This is a genomic window from Campylobacter sp. CH278 (genome assembly GCF_004378845.1).
Lineage (GTDB): Bacteria > Campylobacterota > Campylobacteria > Campylobacterales > Campylobacteraceae > Campylobacter_D > Campylobacter_D jejuni.
This window is the reverse complement of sequence record NZ_RYXZ01000006.1, coordinates 30,427-47,004: the sequence shown is the minus strand read 5'-3', so window position 1 is coordinate 47,004 and position 16,578 is coordinate 30,427. Positions and strand designations below refer to the sequence as shown.

The window sequence follows — 16,578 nt, the reverse complement described above, 5'->3', positions numbered from 1 at the left end:
TAAAATAAAATTCGTTCTATTTATTTCAAAAAAGCTTAAAACTACCGCTATGCAATAACATAGCGGTTAAAGATTAAATTTTTACATTAGGATCATAAGAAAAACTAGGTTCAATTTGCTTTTTATTGCTTAATTCTTTATACCAATAAGAATGTAAAATATAAACCTCTTCTTCTTCTTTATAACCACTAATCATAGAATGGATACTGCCTTTGATTGCAAATACTGCCATATAAATATGCACGCCAAAAAACACTGCACACACTATGCCTAAGAAATTATGCACTATAGCTGAAATTCTTAAAAGTTCAATTTGAGTTAAACCAAAAAGACCTTGAATTGCCGTGGAATTAAAATCAAGAAAATACATAAATCCGCCTGTAATTATCATCAAAAATCCACCAAATACAGCTATATAATACCAAGATTTTTGACCAAAATTAAACTTACCTGCAGGTACAGGACGTTTTACTTTGCTTAAATAACCACCTACTATCATCATCCATCTGATATCATAACTTGCAGGAAGCATTCTTTTAATCCACCATAAAAACATAGGGATTATAGAGATGATAAATAAAACCGTTGCAAAAGCATGTAAATTTTTACAAACCCTTACAAAAAGTCCGCCTCCAAAAGTCGCCCCAAACATCATCACAAAACCAGTTGGCACTAAAATCACCCAAGAAATTGCCGCGATAAAATGAAAAAGTCTTTCAAATAATGTAAAAGCATAAATTTTCTTTCCATCGTGTGAAAATTGCTTAGGTCCTATAACCATATAATGCAAAGCAAATGCAGATAATACCGCAATAACAGCGATTAAAGCTATAGTAGCTATATATTCACCTTGCAAAGTTGTCCAAAGTTTGCCAAAAGTATCATAATTTGGGATATTTGTAATACGATGAAAATCCCAAATTTGAGTATCTTGTCCCATTCTCTCGCTACCATAAGCAAATAAACTTACCACGCTTAACAAAAGCGTTACAAATACTTTTCTCATAAGCGTTCCTTTCCTGTGTAAGCAATCTTCCATTCCAAACTTTCCGAAGGATTTGGAATGCCATAATTTCTATTCATAAGTCTATTATGATAAATCTCTTCTATTTTAGAACTTTCACCTACTAAAAGTGCTTTTGTCGAACACATCGCAGCACATACAGGAACTTTTCCTTCTGCGATACGATTTTGACCATAAAGTTCTCTTTCTTTTTCTGAATTCGTTGCTTCAGGGCCACCTGCACACATAGTACATTTATCCATAATTCCTTTATTTCCAAAAACACTATCTTTTGGAAATTGTGGTGCACCAAAAGGACAAGCATAAAGACAATATCCACAACCTATGCAAATTTCTTTATCATGCAAAACAATACCATCAGCACGGATGTAAAAACAATCCACAGGACAAACGATAGAACAAGGAGCATCATCACAATGCATACAAGAAATAGAAGTTGAAACTTCTTTTCCTTGAATTCCTTCATTTAAAGTAATCACACGGCGGCGGCGAATATGAATAGGAAGCTCATGTGCTTCATCACAAGCTACCGCACAACCATTACAATCAATACAACGCTCATTATCACAAAAGAATTTCAAGCGTTCTTTTTCTAAATTTGCAAAATTTACCTTACTCATTTTCCATCCTTACTGATTCTACAAAGCCCACCTTTAGTCTCTGGAATCTGACACATGATATCATAACCATAATTTGTTACCGTATTAGCACTTTCTCCACTTGCATAAGGTTTTGTTCCTTTAGGGAAATTGTGCGTTAAATCCACGCCTTGCATAACTCCTGTAAAATGGAAAGGCAAGAAAATCATATCTTTTGCTACACCTGGATTAACCTTCACTCTTACATGAATTTTAGTACCTTCTGGAGAATGTACCCAAATCATATCTCCTGCTTTAATGTCTTGCTCTTTTGCTAATTCAGGATTGATCTCACAAAACATTTCAGGTGTTAAACGCGTTAGATACATAGATGCTCTATTTTCCATACCTGCACCATTTAAATTCACAAGTCTTGCAGTAACAAGATTAAGCGGGAATTCTTTAGAATAATCCTTAGCTTGTTGCACAGACACAAATTTAGTATCCACGCGGTAAAGCGCTTTTTGATCTTCAAAACTTGGATATTTTTGCACCAAATCGTTTCTTGGAGAATGTAAAGGCTCACGGTGGAGTGGAATTTTATCTTTAAAAGTCCAAACTACAGCTCTAGCTTTAGCATTTCCATAAGGAACTATGCCTTTTTCTATACATTTAGTTGCTATGATATTGCTATCATCATAAGACCAAGTTGATCCCATTTTTTCTTTTTCTTGGGCACTTAAAGTAATACCTAAAACTTTTTCTATATTATCTTTAGTAATTTGTGGATAACCTGTATCAATAGGTGAATTTAAAGGCGCATTTTTAGCAAGTAAACTCTCTCCTTCATACTCAAGTCCAAAATTATTTCTAAAGCCCATACCACCTTTTGCGACTTCAATGTCGGTATTATAAAGTACAGGAGAACCTGGGTGCTTATCACTCCAACAAGGCCAAGGAAGCCCGTAATACTCACCAGCAACTTCATCTTTTCCTTCTAAAGTTACCTCATCAAATTTATCCCAGTATAAAGTATGCTTTTTAAGCCTTTCAGGACTCCAACCATTAAGCCCTATACTTCTAACTGCTTTTGCAATTTCTCTTGTTGCATTTTCAGGCCAAACAATCTCACCTTTTTCATCGCGTAAAGTCTTGGTAAAGTCTTCATAAAAACCTAATTTTTTAGCAAGCTCAAATAAAATTTCTTGATCTTCCATGCTTTCATAAAGTGGATCTACAACTTTAAATCTCCATTGTCCGCTACGATTTGTTGCTGTTACACTTCCGCTTGTTTCAAACTGTGTTGCTGCAGGTAAAAGATAAATTCCATCTTTTCTTTCTGCAATAATGCCTGCTTCATTTACAAAAGGATCGGCTAAAACTAAAAGCTCTAAAGCTTCCAAACCTTCTTTAACTTTTACTTGCTGTGCAGTCGAAGTGATACCATTTCCCATAACTACTAAAGCTTTTAAAGGCGTTCCTGCGTTATCGATAGCATCATTTCCATCTTTTCCATTTAAAGCCGCTGCCCACCATCTAGCAAGTGAAAGCCCAGTTTTATGCATCCAATCTTTGCTTACAAAATTTCCTAAAAGCCACTCATAATCCACACCCCAAATTTTGGCATAGTATCTCCAAGTCGCTTCATTTAAAGGATAATAACCTGGTAAATTTTCGCTCAAACAAGCCATATCTGAAGCACCTTGAACATTATCATGTCCGCGTAAGATATTAACTCCACCACCAAATTTACCTATATTTCCAAGTACCATTTGCACAATAGGTGCTAAACGTGTATTTGAAGTTCCTACAGTGTGTTGAGTTAAACCCATAGCCCAAATAAGCGTAGTTGGTTTGTTTTTAGCTACTTCGTGAGTGATTTGCACCAAAAGTTCTTTAGAGATCCCTGTAACATTTTCTACTTCTTCAGCTGTCCATTTTGCTGCTTCTTCACGAATTTTATCAATTCCAAAAACTCTTTCATCAAGATATTTTGTATCTTCTAAGCCTTCATCAAAGATGATTTTTAGCATTCCATACATGAAAGCAATGTCAGTTCCTGGACGAATTCTTGCATAAATATCCGCTTTTGCCGCACTTTTTGTAAATCTAGGATCTACAACGATAAGCTTTGCACCTTTTTCTTTTGCTTTTAAGAAATGTCTAAAACCCACAGGATGATTTACCGCTGGATTTGCCCCAATGATAATGATACATTTACTTCTTTGAATGTCTCCAAGATGGTTTGTCATAGCGCCATAACCAAATGTATTCGCCACACCGGCGACTGTTGCGCTGTGTCAAATTCTAGCTTGATGATCTACATTGTTTGTTCCAAAAAACGCTGCAAATTTACGCACATAATAAGCTTGTTCATTGCTCATTTTTGCAGAACCTAAAAACATAACACTTTCAGGATTTTCTTTACGATAAGCAGCTAGTTTTTCTCCGATCTCACTTAAAGCTTGCTCATAACTTATGCGTTTCCATTCTCCATTTTCTTTTTTCATAGGATATTTTAAACGCACATGTGAACGCACCATATCGATCATATCAGATCCCTTGCAGCAATGTCCACCTGAACTCACAGGATGATCTTGAGCGATTTCTTGACGCACCCAAACACCATTTTGCACTTCTGCGATAATCCCACAGCCTACAGAACAGGCTGTACAAACTGTTTTTACTTTTTTACTACCTTCATAAGCTTCTTTAAGCTCATCAGCACTCGCTTCTCTTAAAGTTTCACTTCTAGCAAGCAACGGTGTTGCTAGGCTTGAAAGTGCTGCCATTTTAAGAAAAGAACGACGCGTAAGCTTGATATTTTCACCTACACTTGACATTACTCAGCCTTTATATAATAATTTTCCCAATTAGCACTTCTTTGAAAAAGCACTTCTTTTTTCTTACTTTTACCTTTAACCAAATCTTTTCTTTCTTTATCTTTAGCTAGAGCTAAAGTCGTGCTACCAAGCACTCCAGCAGCCCCTAAGGCAAAAGCGGATTTTTTAAGAAATTCCCTGCGATTTTTCACGAGTCCTCCTTTGTTTATTTGCTTCTCTTCTTAAAAATTCTGAACGCGATAGATCGTTTTGCACTTTTTTAGAATTTATTTTTGCAGGTTTTTCCACTTCAAAGCAAAGTCTTTCAAATTCCATAAAAGCCGATGCAATACTTGCAATTTCCTTATATAAATTCGCATTTTTATTCATGAAAACATCGCCTAAAAACTCATCAATGCTTTTATTGATCACTTTTTCAAAAAGCTCTTTGGCTAAATCATCTTCATTTTGCCTTAAAAATTCACTCATCAACAATAAACAAAATCCAACACTATCTTCACTTTCTTTAAAGAATTTTTCATTGCGTCTTATTTTGCTTTTGACTAAAATTTGACGCACGCAAAGTAAAGGATTTGAATTTTCAAAACCTTCTTCTATGTAAGAAAAAGTCGTTGGAATGCTGTTTTTAAGACTTAAAAAAAGCAAATCGTATTCTTTAAAAAATGCTTGTATAGAATTTTCATCATCTAAATGCTTAAGCAAGATATCAAAATTTGATTTTAAATTTTCATCAAATAAACATTCTTGCATTGTCTTTAAATACTCTTGTAATTTTGACAATCTTTCTTCAGAAAATGAAAAAACAAAAAGCTCTCCTAGACATTGATAATAAAGACTTCTAGCTAATCTTAATTTTTCCAAATCCATTAAAGCCTCCATGCATTCAAAATTTTCAAAAATAGCTTTAAATTTTGCTTGAATGAATATTATGCAAAATATACCTAATATTCATTTTAAAGCCGATTTTTAAATCGATTTATCTTAATACTATTTGATTTAAAAATCACTGAATTTCAATAAAATTCCACAAGGATTTAAAATCTTAAAAAATCATATCAAAGTATTGAAAATTAGATATTTGAGTTGATTTTATATTTGAAAAAATAAAATACTTTGCATAAAATTTATATCTTTGATTCTCTTCCGGGTAAAATTAACATTTTATGCAAATTATAAATAATACTAATTTCTTAAAGAATAATCCTTATAAGAAAATTCTCTTATCATTTGAAGTTCATTTTTATGGTCTAAAAGCATGAGATTTGGAAGTCTTATGCCATTAAAAGTTGTGTTTTTCACAATGGTATAATGAATTTGATCTAAAAAAATAATTTTATCGCCGATTTTAAGCTTTTTATCAAAAGCGTATTCTCCCATTACATCGCCCGCTAAACAAGTATTTCCAGTAAGTAAATAGGCAAATTCGTTTTCTTTTAAGTCTGAAATTTTTTCATTTTCTCTTGTGGCTAAAATTCTAGCATTTAAAACTTCACTTGTATAAGGCATGATGATAGTATCTGGCATATGTGCTTCGCTTGAAGTATCTAAAATAGCAATTTGTTTTTCATTTTCTATGATATCTACTACACTAGCCACCAAATTTCCTGTTTGCCAACCCACCGCTTCACCTGGTTCAAGATAAACTTGCACACCGTATTTATCACTGAAATTTTTACACAAAGCAATAAGTTTTTCAACATCATAGCCTTTTTTAGTGATGTGATGTCCTCCTCCAAAATTCACCCATTTCATTTGCCCTATCCATTTACCAAATTTCTCTTCAAAAACCTTTAAAACAGCCTCTAAAGCATCAGCACTTTCTTCGCAAAGCGCGTGAAAATGAAGTCCTTCTATGGTACTTAAATCCACATTTTCAAAATCTTTAGCACGAATTCCAAGTCTTGAGTATCTTCCACAAGGATTGTAAAGTTCTTTTGGGGCTAGAGAAAATTCAACATTACAACGAAGACCTAAGGAATTTTTTTGTGTTTTGCTTTGAAATTTATGAAATTGAGCCAAAGAGTTAAACACTATATGATGAGATAAACTGGCTATTTCACCTATTTCATCTTCTTTAAAAGCAGGTGAATAAGTATGAATTTCTTTATCCATGTATTCTTTAGCAAATTTTGCTTCCCAAAGTCCGCTACAAGTACAACCTTTTAGGTATTCTCCAACAATTTTCATTGCTCCTGAAAAAGCAAAACCTTTTAAAGCTAAAAGCACTTTAGCACCACTCTTTTCGCCAATACTTGCTAAAAGCTCACAATTTTTTCTTAACTTATCTTCTTCTAAAATATAAGCTGGAGTTTGAATTTTTTCATAAAACATTATTTTTCCTTGATTAAATTGCTAAAATCATAACAAAATTAAACCAAATTTTCAAAATAAATATTTACTAAAACTAAAAAAATAATGACTATAATACAAAAAATCAAGCAAAAAAGGAAAAACTAATGAATAGAAGAAATTTTTTAAAATTTAATGCACTCACTTTAGCAAGTATGGGTGTAGCCTATGCAAATCCTATGCACGATATGCACTCCATGCATAAAAATCATTCTATAAATCATGACTTAGATACTTCTTTTATAAACTTTGCTCCAAAAAATTTAAAGCTTTTAGATCCAAAACAATTCCCCCAAGGAGAAATTTTAAAAGCCTTGCCTTTACTCAAAAATGAAAGTAAAGAAAAAAATATTTTTCGTGCTACCCTAGAAATCAAAGAAAATCATATAGAGCTTATCAAAGGTAAAAAAACCTTATTTTACACTTACAATGGCCTCGTGCCTGCTCCAAAAATAGAAGTTTTTGAAGGAGATAAACTTGAAATTTTAGTCAAAAACAAACTCAAAGAAGCTACAACTATACATTGGCATGGCGTTCCTGTGCCACCTGATCAAGATGGAAGCCCACATGATCCTATCTTAGCAGGAGAAGAAAGAATATATCGTTTTGAAATTCCTCAAGATAGCGCAGGAACTTACTGGTATCATCCACATCCTCATTATACGGCTTCTAAACAAGTTTTTATGGGTTTAGCAGGGGCTTTTGTGATCAAAGCAAAAAAAGATGCTTTAAGTCATTTAAAAGAAAAAGATTTGATGATTAGCGATTTGCGTCTTGATGAAAACGCTCAAATTCCAAACAATAACCTAAATGATTGGCTAAATGGTAGAGAAGGAGAATTTGTACTCATCAATGGACAATTTAAACCTCAAATCAAACTCGCCACAAACGAACGCATACGCATTTATAATGCTACTGCAGCAAGATATTTAAATTTACGCATACAAGGAGCTAAGTTTATACTTGTTGGTACTGATGGTGGACTTATAGAAAAAGCTATTTATAAAGAAGAACTTTTCTTAAGTCCTGCTTCTCGTGTAGAAGTTTTAATCGACGCTCCAAAAGATGGGGAATTTAAGCTAGAAAGTTCTTATTATGATAGGGATAAAATGATGGTAAAAGAAGAACCTAATACCCTATTTCTAGCCAATATTAACCTAAAAAAAGAAAATGTAGAACTTCCAAAAAATTTAAAAATTTTCAAACCTTCAGAAGAACCTAAGGAATTTAAAGAAATAATCATGAGTGAAGATCATATGCAAATGCATGGTATGATGGGAAAAAGTGAAAGCGAATTAAAAATCGCTCTTGCGTCTATGTTTTTAATCAATGGCAAAAGCTATGATTTAAAACGCATTGATTTAAGCTCCAAACTTGGAGTAGTTGAAGACTGGATAGTGATAAACAAATCTCACATGGATCATCCTTTCCACATACACGGCACGCAATTTGAACTCATCTCATCAAAACTCAATGGCAAAGTTCAAAAAGCCGAATTTAGAGCCTTAAGAGATACTATAAATGTGCGTCCTAATGAAGAATTAAGACTTAGAATGAAACAAGATTTTAAAGGGCTTAGAATGTATCATTGTCATATTTTAGAACATGAAGATTTAGGAATGATGGGAAATTTAGAAGTAAAGGAATAAAATGGTAAAAGTGGAATTTTTAGGCCCCATAAATAAAGAAAATTTAGAACTTGAGGTAAAAAATTTAAAAGAATTAAAAGAAATTTTGCAAAAAGATGAGAGTTTAAAAGAATGGCTAGAACTTTGTGCCGTATCTTTAAATGATGAAATCATTTTTGATGAAAACACTAAGTTAAAAGATGGTGATAAAATAGCACTTTTACCACCAGTTTGTGGGGGTTAAATGAAACATTTTACACTCTATCAAGGTTCTTTAGATATTCCTAAAATTTATAGCCAATGGTATGAATTTGCCAAGGATAAAAACTGCGGTGCTTTGCTGACTTTTTGTGGTATTGTGCGTGAAGAAGGAGGCATTGAGGCACTTAGTTTTGATATTTATGAACCGCTTTTAAAAAAATGGTTTGATGAGTGGCAAAAAAGAGTAGATTTTGATGGTATTAGCTTGCTTTTTGCTCACTCTATAGGCGATGTGGCGGTTCATGAAAGCTCTTATTTTGCAGGAATTTTAAGCAAACAAAGAAAATTAGGACTTAAACTTCTTAATAAATTTGTTGAAGATTTTAAAGCAAGTGCACCTATTTGGAAGTATGATGTGATAAACAAAGAAAGAATTTATGCCAAAGAAAGATCAACCAAACTTTGCGGTGCAGGACTTTTAAAAGGATAAAAAATGTTAATGTCTTATGAAGAAAGTTTAAAAATTTTACACTCTCATATCAAAACCTATGAAAAGATCGAAAAAATAGCTCTTACAGAGTGTTTAGGACGCATTTTAGCTCAAGACATAAAAGCCCCTAAAAATCAGCCTGAATTTCCAACCTCGGCTATGGATGGTTATGCGATCAAATTTGAAGATCAAGATAAACCTTTAAAAATTTTAGGCCTCACACCTGCGGGCACTATGCCACATTTTAGCGTGCAAAATGGCACTTGTGTAAAAACCTTTACAGGCTCACTCATGAGCGAAGGAAGCGATACTTTAGTCCCTGTTGAAAATGTACGCGTAGAAAATGATACTCTTTTTATAGAAAAAAAAGTTCCCCAAGCTTTTGCCGTGCGTGCGGTAGGAGAAAACTATAAAAAAGATGAAATTTTACTCAAAAAAGGCACAAAGTTAAATTATAGCGAGATAGCTCTTTTGGCTGAACTTGGATTTTTTCACATTAGTGTGTTTATAAAGCCTATTGTAGGGGTTTTAAGTAGTGGAAGTGAGATCAAAGATCTAGGAGAAGCCTTGGAAAATCCTGCTCAAATCCGCTCTTCAAATCATATCGCCATAGCTAATTTAGCTAAAAATTTAAATTGCGATACAAGGGTTTTTCCACTTTTAAAAGATGATGAAAAAGCCACTTTTTCTACCCTTGAAAGTGCTTTGCAAAGTTGTGATATTTTGATTACAACAGGCGGAGTTTCTATGGGGGATTTTGATTTTTTAAAAAAAGCTGTAAAAGAATACGAAATCATCATCGATAAAGCCGACATAAAACCAGGTAGACATATCAAAATAGCTAAGGCTGATGAAAAATTCATTATCGCCTTACCAGGTTTTCCTTACTCGGCTATGGTAATGTTTAATCTTTACGCAAGAGAGATTTTAAACTCTTGGTTACTTCAGCCTAAAGACTATATTTGCAAGGCCTTTTTACAAGGAAGTTACAAGAAAAAAACACCTTATTTGGAATTTGTTGCTTGCAATATAGAGTTTAAAAATGGACGCATTTTAGCCAATCTTGAAGGCAAGAAAGAAGGCTCTAGTGCGATTATAAACAATCTTAACAATAAAGCTGCTCTTATGGTGGTGCCAAAAGAATGTGAAATGTTAGAAAATGAAAGTTTAGTGGATATTATCTTTATGCCTTAAAATTATTTAAATAATTTTATTTCGATTTTAATCAACCCTAAATTTCAATAAGTTTCAAATTTGCAACCTCCTTTTAGTGGAGTAATTAGCCCTAGCAGAGTTTCAATCCACTAGGGTTTTTTAGTCCCTTTTTAAATTTCTTTATGGTAAAATGTTTCTACTTGACTTGCACCACATAGATATGTTTTAATCCCTTTTTAAATTTCTTTATGGTAAAATAGATATTTACCAGATAATGAAAATTTCGGGGTTTTTTGATGAAAAATAGCAAAAATTATGCTATAATCTCATAAGAAATTTAAAAAGGGATTAAAATAAAGAGTTTGCGGGACTCTGCGGGGTTACAATCCCCTAAAACCGCTCTTAAAATTCAAATAAATTTTGCTGATGATATTTTTCTTGTTTTTTGTTTATTTGAATTTCTTCATTATTTGAATTTTTATATTTAAATTCTCCATGACTATCTATATCAAAAAGCGTTAAATTGGTTTCGTTATTAACTTTTTCGTTAAAAACTATGCCACCAAGCAAAAGCTCCATTTTATCAAACTGCTTTTCAGTGATGATTAAAGCTCTTACATTTCCATAAGGTGGCAAAATCTTTTTTACATTTTCAATAGAACTTTTTGCAGAACTTAAACCCTTGCAAATACGCATATAAACGCTAAATTGCAACATAAAATAACCTAATTTTATAAGATTGTTTCTAAATTTACTTGCTAGTTTTTGCTCTTTTTTACTTTTAGTAGGTACATCAAACATCAAAAGCACGCGCATAAATTTATCTTCAATCATCAAATTTTACTATCTTTAGTTCATCTTCATACAATAAAGCATTTTTAAAATTCGCCACATAATGATTTATCGCTCTATTTAAAGGATAATTTTGCCCATCAAAATTGATTTTGCTTTGTAAATTGCCAATCCATCTTTGCTTAAAAACTCACTTTCACCCTTAAGCTTTAAAACACAATCATCAACACTAGCCCTAAACACTTCTATCAAATCATCGCAAAGCGCAAAAGAATTATAAATATTATCGTGCTTTATGCCAAGCCAAGGCAAAAGCCCACTTATACAAACTGCTCTAATAATACAAGCCCTAATGATTGCATAGCCATAATTTAAAGCAGAATTTTCAAAGCAAAGCTCATCTCTTGAAAAAGAAACACCAAACAAAGTTTTAAAATAAAGCGCCGCCGCAACAGCTTCAATATTTTTACTATCATTTAAGCTTACTTTTTTAGCCAAATTTATAAGCTCATTGCTTTGCTCTATTTTATTGTGTTTTTTCAAAACAAAGGCTTGATTTAGGATTTTATTTTTAATGATTTTTTGCCATAAAATAGCCTTTTTTTGAGCACTTACATTCATTTGCTCTTTTGAGATTTTTGCACTTTGAAAATGCCCTAAAAAAGGAGTAAAAACACCATTTATACTATGAGTTTCATCGCAGGTTAGCAAGATGATTTTATGCTTTGCAAAGGCATTAAAAAGTGCGGAACTAAGGCTTACTTGTAAGCTTTCTAAAACGATGATGTTTATATCCTTTAAAAACAATTTGGCTATATTTTCATCTTGTTTAATCACAAGATGATTTAGCTCTAAATTTAGCTTGGCATTAGAGCTAATAAGCAGTGTTTTAAAAGCTTCATCGTAACTCATTTTTTAAAATCTTCTCTTTGTCTAAACTCAGCCTTTGTAACTTCCCCAAGTGCTGAAACTATGTATTTTTCAAATACTTTTAGATTTTGAATTCCTATGCTTTTTGCGATTACTTCTTTTTCATTTGCATTTTTAAACAATATTTTTTGATTTTTGCTTAGCGTTTCAAATTTATTATCGTGTTTTGAAACAACCAAACTAACAGTAGAGCTTGTAAAAGCATTAAAATAAACAAGTTCTGGCTCTTGCATATCTTTAGTTTGAATTAAAATCAAACTATCTTTGTATAAAGAAAAGCAAAACTCATAATTTTCATCCATTAAAATCCAGTCTTTTATCTCACCTTTTTTACTTCGTGCTACAGCTTTATTTGGTAATACTTTTAAAGCAAAATCCATAGTATAAATTGGCACAGCATAAAATTTATTTGTCTTTTTGTGTTTAAAAATATCCACTCTAAACATATCGCCATTTTTAACTATTTTACCATTTACTTTGCGGATTTTACCAAGCTCTAGGGCTTTTAAAACTCCTTCTTTTCCGCCGTATGATTGATAGAATTCTTCTTCTTTTCTAAATGTTTCTTCATGTAAAGCTCCACTTGGCTTTTTTCTCTCAGGTTTTGAGACAAAAATTTCATCAATTTTATCTAAAACCTTTTGCCTAAAACCACTAAAAGGCTCAAAAAACTTCCTTTTGTTTTTATAATCTAATTCACTAATTTTTTTTGCATAAAGTTCTGCACTGTTGCTTTCTTGCTCTTTTTTAAAATCTGAAAAAGCCTTTACGATAGAGTTGTTTGCATAAGCAATAATTGCTGCATCGATGGCGTGATGAAGATGATTATTTCTATCCTTAGTGCTAAAGCCCCAAGTGTGTCTTAAAGCCGATGTTAGCATACCGCTTTTTGCTTCTACATGCACTTTTGAGCCTTTTTGCGTATCGTTTAATTTTGTATTTTCATCATCGCTTAAAGGTAAAAAATCTAAATAATCTTTAGTGTAGTTTAAAACAAGCCTTGCGATGTAGCGAGTATCGTTTAGATTTCTATCTTTAAAGTCTTTTTGCTCTTTGTCTTTGTAATTTTTATCTAAAATTCTTTTTTGCTTTTTTTCAGGTAAATTTTTTGCCAAAACTTCAATTTTCTGCCATTTTACACCATCATTGCCAAAGGCTTCAAAGGGGGTTTTATTAAGCTTTTCTTGATTTTGCTTAGTAAAAACTAAAACTTTATTCATATAAGAATCATCAAAACTTCTAGAATAAGGGTAAATATGGTCAATTTCAAGCATTTTTTCATCTTGCAAATCACTAATTTTAATCTTTTCTCCACTATAAGCACAAAATTCTTTTTGTTCTTTAAATAATCTTAATTTTAAAATATTTTTGCTATTTATTTTTAAGCCTAGTTTTTCACATTCAATTTCGGCGTCTTTTTTGGCCTTGTAGTTTTCGTTTTGCTCTTTTTCTATTTTAGCTCTTTGGCTGTGATTTTTACCTACTTCTCTTGCTAATTCAATGTTTATTTTATGCACTTTACCGTATTTTTTAAGTAAGGCATTTAAGATTTTTCTATATTCTTTAATCGCCCTTAAAACCACAGGATTAGTTACCTCATCTTTATAATAAGTTTCATTAAATGCGGGTAAAAAATCTTTTTTATCTTCATTGATTGCTACTTTTAAATTAAGCTCATTACAAGCTTCATCGTATTTTTTACCTTCAAGCATTAAAGGAGTGATAAGTTTTAAGGCTTTAAAACTTATATTTAAATGGTCTTTAAATTCCAATTTGCTTAAGCTATCAATTTGATTTTGATTTAAATCGTATTTTGCTAAAGCCTTTTTAAGTTTAATCTCATCTTTTATAAGAGTAATATCTTTTGCTATTTCATTTAAATCATCTTGGCTTAAACTATGTTCATCTAAGGCTTTTATAAATTCTTTGTATTTTTTAAACTCAATAAAATAAGTTCCTTTTTCTCCTTTAAATTCATAATCATCGCTTAAACCCAAAAGCTTTTTTGTTTGTTTATAAGTTAGAGTGCCGTTTTTTAAAACTTCATTTAAAAGAGCGTTTAAATCATCTTTTGTATATAAATTTTTAAGATTGTTTAAAAGATTGATAATTCTTGTAAGTGCTACAAACATAAAAGCTAAAGGCGAATTTTTTGGCGCTCTTTTTTCATCAGTAAAAAAACTACAATTTCCCACTAAATGAGAAAAATCTTTTAAAGCCCTTTTATAAAATGCTACACTAAGCACTTCTTCTTCAAATTTCTTTGAAAAAGAAAAGCCAAATTCTCTTTGTTTTTGAAAAATAAGCTTTAATTCATCTTTTAAAAAACTTTGCGTTATGCAGCGTTCATAACTTTCTTTTTTATTTCTAACATTTATAAATTCTTTGGAATTTTCTTTGAATTTTTGAAAATACTCTTTATAAAGATACTCTCCCACACTTTGATAATTTACTAGTTTTTCTTCATTTTGCTTGATAGCTTTTAAAATCTCGCTCTTTTCTTCATCACCATTATTTTTAATATCATCATAGCCACGCCTTTTTGCAATATGTAAAATCACTCTTGCAAAATCTTGCTTACTTAAAAGCTCGTTTAAAGCTCTAAATCTTAACTCATAAGGGCTAATTAAAGAGCCTTTATAAGCCTTAGCTAAACTTTCATCAAAGCTTTGATAATCTTCGTAATTTAACTTAAATTCATTTGCGATTAAATGTTTTAAGTGATTTAGCCTTGCTTTGCGTCTAGCAAGGCGTTTTCTGGCACTTCTTGCAAGGCGTCTTGGTAAGGCTAGGGATTCTCCTGTTTTAGGATTTTCAGCCTTTGTAAAAATCCTAACTCCGCAATCTTTTAACTCATCATTTTCGCTAAATGCCCAGCCAATAGAGCTTATTCCTATATCAAATGCCAAAATTCTTGCCACACTAGATCCTTTTTGATATTTATAATTTGTTTATAATTATAATATAAAAATCATTTTTTATACAAACATAAACTTTTCAGTAACCAAACTATACATATTATTAATTTTATAATGCAAAAAATAAGTAAAATTTTAAATGAAAAATATTTATTAGTTAAATTTTAGCTAAAATAAAATAAAAGCTAATAATAACTTTAGGAGAAATCATGCCAATTTTTATGATATGTTCTACACTTTTAGCGGTAATTGTCGTTGCTTATTATATACTTAAAAAATACAATCCTATTTTTGTATTTTTTCTTTCAGGTATTATCTTGCTTATTTTTGCTTTTTACATCACAGGAACACCTATACCAAAAGCCCCGAGCAGAGAACATGCAAGCTTTTTGAATGTTTTACTTGATAGTTATGCTTTTATCACAGCGACTTTTAAAAGTCAGCTTTCTGGAGTAGGACTTATTATCATGAGTGTGGCAGGTTTTGCTGCTTATATGAAACATATCAATGCTTCAGCAAAACTTGCTTTTTTAGCAAATAAACCCTTAGGAAAAATCAAAAATAAATACTTGATTTTAAGTGGAACTTTTGTTGTTGGAATGGCTTTAAAAATCGTCATTTCTAGCTATGCTGGATTGCTTTTGCTTTTGTTAGCATGTATTTATCCTGTTTTAATCTCACTTAAAATCCGTCCTATTACAGCTGTATGTGTGCTTTCTTTAATTGCGCTTGATTATGGTCCAAAAGATGGAAATTCAATCAATATGGCAGATATGGTAGGACAAAGTGATAATGTCGTAGGGCTTTTTTTAAATTACCAAATTTATAGTGTGATTGCCTATGTTGTAGTTATTGCCATCTTGATTCCTTTTTATTTTGCTTGGATTGATAAAAGAGATAAAGAAAAAGGTGTTTTAAATGATGAAGTTGAAATTCCGCAAATCATTGATCCTAAATGCCCTACTTTTTACATACTCTTTCCTTGATTACCTGTTGTATTTTTATTTACAGCGTATTTTTTTACTATCAAGCTCGATGTTGTAACAGCAAATTTTGTAAGCATTTCTTTAGTTTTTCTTGTTGAATTTGCAAGACACAGAAATGCTAGAAAATTAGGCGAAGATATGATGGTGATTTTAAAAGCTATGGCTGAAATTTTTATCTCAGTCGTAAGCATAATCATCGCTGCTGGAGTATTTGCTGAAGGCATTAAAGCACTTGGTGGAGTTAATATCCTTGCCAACGCGGTTTCAAATCTTGGAACAGGAAATTTTGCATGGTTTGAAATTCTTTTGAGTATAGCTATTTTAAGCTTTTTAGTTTATTTTGCCACAGTGATTATGGGAAGTGGAATTGCTGCTTTTAATGCTTTTGGAAAACTAGCTCCTGATATAGCTACAAAATTAGGCGTTGCACCTATTACTCTAGTTTTACCTATAGAAATTGCATCTTGTTTAGGTCGTGCAGCTTCACCAATAGCAGGCGGAATCATAGCTTTAGCTGGATTTGCAAAAGTAGCTCCAATGGATATTATAAAACGAACCACTCCTCTTTTACTTATCGCTATGCTTGTAAATGTGCTTGTAGCCTTTTATCTAGCACAAACCAATCCTTTGCCAAAAGAACAAAACACTACAAAAATAGAACTTAAAATACAAAAATAAAGCGTA

The 16,578-nt window shown here is 31.9% G+C and carries 12 protein-coding genes and 2 pseudogenes; 5 read left to right on the top strand and 9 right to left on the bottom strand.

All coding sequences use genetic code 11. The annotated features are described in order from the left end of the window. Window positions 1–73: 73 nt before the first annotated feature. From ELQ04_RS06080 to nspC, 6 genes are all read right to left on the bottom strand, one after another. A complete protein-coding gene (locus ELQ04_RS06080; protein ID WP_002867229.1) occupies window positions 74–1,006 on the bottom strand; it encodes a formate dehydrogenase subunit gamma in 933 nt (310 codons plus the stop codon). Next, window positions 1,003–1,644: a formate dehydrogenase FDH3 subunit beta gene (gene fdh3B / locus ELQ04_RS06075; protein ID WP_002851264.1), complete on the bottom strand. Its 642-nt coding sequence runs from the start codon at window positions 1,642–1,644 to the stop codon at window positions 1,003–1,005. Before fdh3B ends, ELQ04_RS06080 begins: the two co-directional genes overlap by 4 nt. Beyond that, the gene (locus ELQ04_RS06070) at window positions 1,641–4,445 is read right to left on the bottom strand and encodes a formate dehydrogenase subunit alpha (protein ID WP_022552433.1); all 2,805 of its coding nucleotides are present in this window, start codon (window positions 4,443–4,445) and stop codon (window positions 1,641–1,643) included. The genes fdh3B and ELQ04_RS06070 overlap by 4 nt, the downstream gene beginning before the upstream one ends. Continuing rightward, window positions 4,445–4,636, bottom strand: coding sequence for a twin-arginine translocation signal domain-containing protein (locus tag ELQ04_RS06060; protein WP_002862162.1), 192 nt, complete (start codon window positions 4,634–4,636; stop codon window positions 4,445–4,447). Before ELQ04_RS06060 ends, ELQ04_RS06070 begins: the two co-directional genes overlap by 1 nt. Then, on the bottom strand, window positions 4,611–5,324 hold the full coding sequence (locus tag ELQ04_RS06055; RefSeq protein WP_079005335.1) for a molecular chaperone TorD family protein: 714 nt from the start codon (window positions 5,322–5,324) through the stop codon (window positions 4,611–4,613). The genes ELQ04_RS06060 and ELQ04_RS06055 overlap by 26 nt, the downstream gene beginning before the upstream one ends. 303 nt (window positions 5,325–5,627) lie before the next feature. Next, window positions 5,628–6,776 (bottom strand): carboxynorspermidine decarboxylase, encoded by a 1,149-nt coding sequence (gene nspC, locus ELQ04_RS06050; RefSeq protein ID WP_044306274.1) that lies wholly within the window; start codon window positions 6,774–6,776, stop codon window positions 5,628–5,630. A gap of 125 nt (window positions 6,777–6,901) precedes the next feature. Between nspC and cueO the strand changes: the two genes are divergently transcribed. The 4 genes from cueO to ELQ04_RS06030 are packed head-to-tail and all read left to right on the top strand — an operon-like array spanning window position 6,902 to window position 10,307. Continuing rightward, window positions 6,902–8,443 (top strand): multicopper oxidase CueO, encoded by a 1,542-nt coding sequence (gene cueO / locus ELQ04_RS06045; RefSeq protein WP_002936772.1) that lies wholly within the window; start codon window positions 6,902–6,904, stop codon window positions 8,441–8,443. Window position 8,444: 1 nt separating this feature from the next. Continuing rightward, the gene (locus tag ELQ04_RS06040) at window positions 8,445–8,666 is read left to right on the top strand and encodes a MoaD/ThiS family protein (RefSeq protein ID WP_002779488.1); all 222 of its coding nucleotides are present in this window, start codon (window positions 8,445–8,447) and stop codon (window positions 8,664–8,666) included. After that, complete coding sequence (locus tag ELQ04_RS06035) at window positions 8,667–9,113, top strand: molybdenum cofactor biosynthesis protein MoaE (protein WP_002936775.1); 447 nt, start codon at window positions 8,667–8,669, stop codon at window positions 9,111–9,113. Between the two features lie 3 nt (window positions 9,114–9,116). Further along, window positions 9,117–10,307, top strand: coding sequence for a molybdopterin molybdotransferase MoeA (locus ELQ04_RS06030; RefSeq protein WP_002936778.1), 1,191 nt, complete (start codon window positions 9,117–9,119; stop codon window positions 10,305–10,307). A gap of 363 nt (window positions 10,308–10,670) precedes the next feature. Here ELQ04_RS06030 and cas2 read toward each other — a convergent pair whose 3' ends face one another. From cas2 to cas9, 3 genes and pseudogenes are all read right to left on the bottom strand, one after another. Further along, window positions 10,671–11,102 carry a CRISPR-associated endonuclease Cas2 gene (gene cas2, locus ELQ04_RS06025; protein WP_002797817.1) on the bottom strand — a complete coding sequence of 144 codons (432 nt, stop codon included), beginning with the start codon at window positions 11,100–11,102 and terminating at the stop codon, window positions 10,671–10,673. Continuing rightward, window positions 11,095–11,972: pseudogene (gene cas1 / locus ELQ04_RS06020) on the bottom strand (type II CRISPR-associated endonuclease Cas1). The gene cas2 and the pseudogene cas1 overlap by 8 nt, the downstream one beginning before the upstream one ends. Continuing rightward, the gene (cas9, locus tag ELQ04_RS06015; protein WP_044778188.1) at window positions 11,969–14,911 is read right to left on the bottom strand and encodes a type II CRISPR RNA-guided endonuclease Cas9; all 2,943 of its coding nucleotides are present in this window, start codon (window positions 14,909–14,911) and stop codon (window positions 11,969–11,971) included. Before cas9 ends, cas1 begins: the two are co-directional and overlap by 4 nt. Before the next feature lie 206 nt (window positions 14,912–15,117). Here cas9 and dcuC point away from each other — a divergent pair. Further along, window positions 15,118–16,572, top strand: a pseudogene (gene dcuC / locus ELQ04_RS06010) (C4-dicarboxylate transporter DcuC). Window positions 16,573–16,578: the final 6 nt, after the last annotated feature.

What these genes read in the sequence shown, in the direction of transcription:
- ELQ04_RS06080 (WP_002867229.1), bottom strand. Translation starts at nt 1,006, where the DNA reads ATGAGAAAAGTATTTGTAACGCTTTTGTTAAGCGTGGTAAGTTTATTT.
- fdh3B (WP_002851264.1), bottom strand. Translation starts at nt 1,644, where the DNA reads ATGAGTAAGGTAAATTTTGCAAATTTAGAAAAAGAACGCTTGAAATTC.
- ELQ04_RS06055 (WP_079005335.1), bottom strand. Translation starts at nt 5,324, where the DNA reads ATGGAGGCTTTAATGGATTTGGAAAAATTAAGATTAGCTAGAAGTCTT.
- nspC (WP_044306274.1), bottom strand. Translation starts at nt 6,776, where the DNA reads ATGTTTTATGAAAAAATTCAAACTCCAGCTTATATTTTAGAAGAAGAT.
- cueO (WP_002936772.1), top strand. Translation starts at nt 6,902, where the DNA reads ATGAATAGAAGAAATTTTTTAAAATTTAATGCACTCACTTTAGCAAGT.
- ELQ04_RS06040 (WP_002779488.1), top strand. Translation starts at nt 8,445, where the DNA reads ATGGTAAAAGTGGAATTTTTAGGCCCCATAAATAAAGAAAATTTAGAA.
- ELQ04_RS06035 (WP_002936775.1), top strand. Translation starts at nt 8,667, where the DNA reads ATGAAACATTTTACACTCTATCAAGGTTCTTTAGATATTCCTAAAATT.
- ELQ04_RS06030 (WP_002936778.1), top strand. Translation starts at nt 9,117, where the DNA reads ATGTTAATGTCTTATGAAGAAAGTTTAAAAATTTTACACTCTCATATC.
- cas2 (WP_002797817.1), bottom strand. Translation starts at nt 11,102, where the DNA reads ATGATTGAAGATAAATTTATGCGCGTGCTTTTGATGTTTGATGTACCT.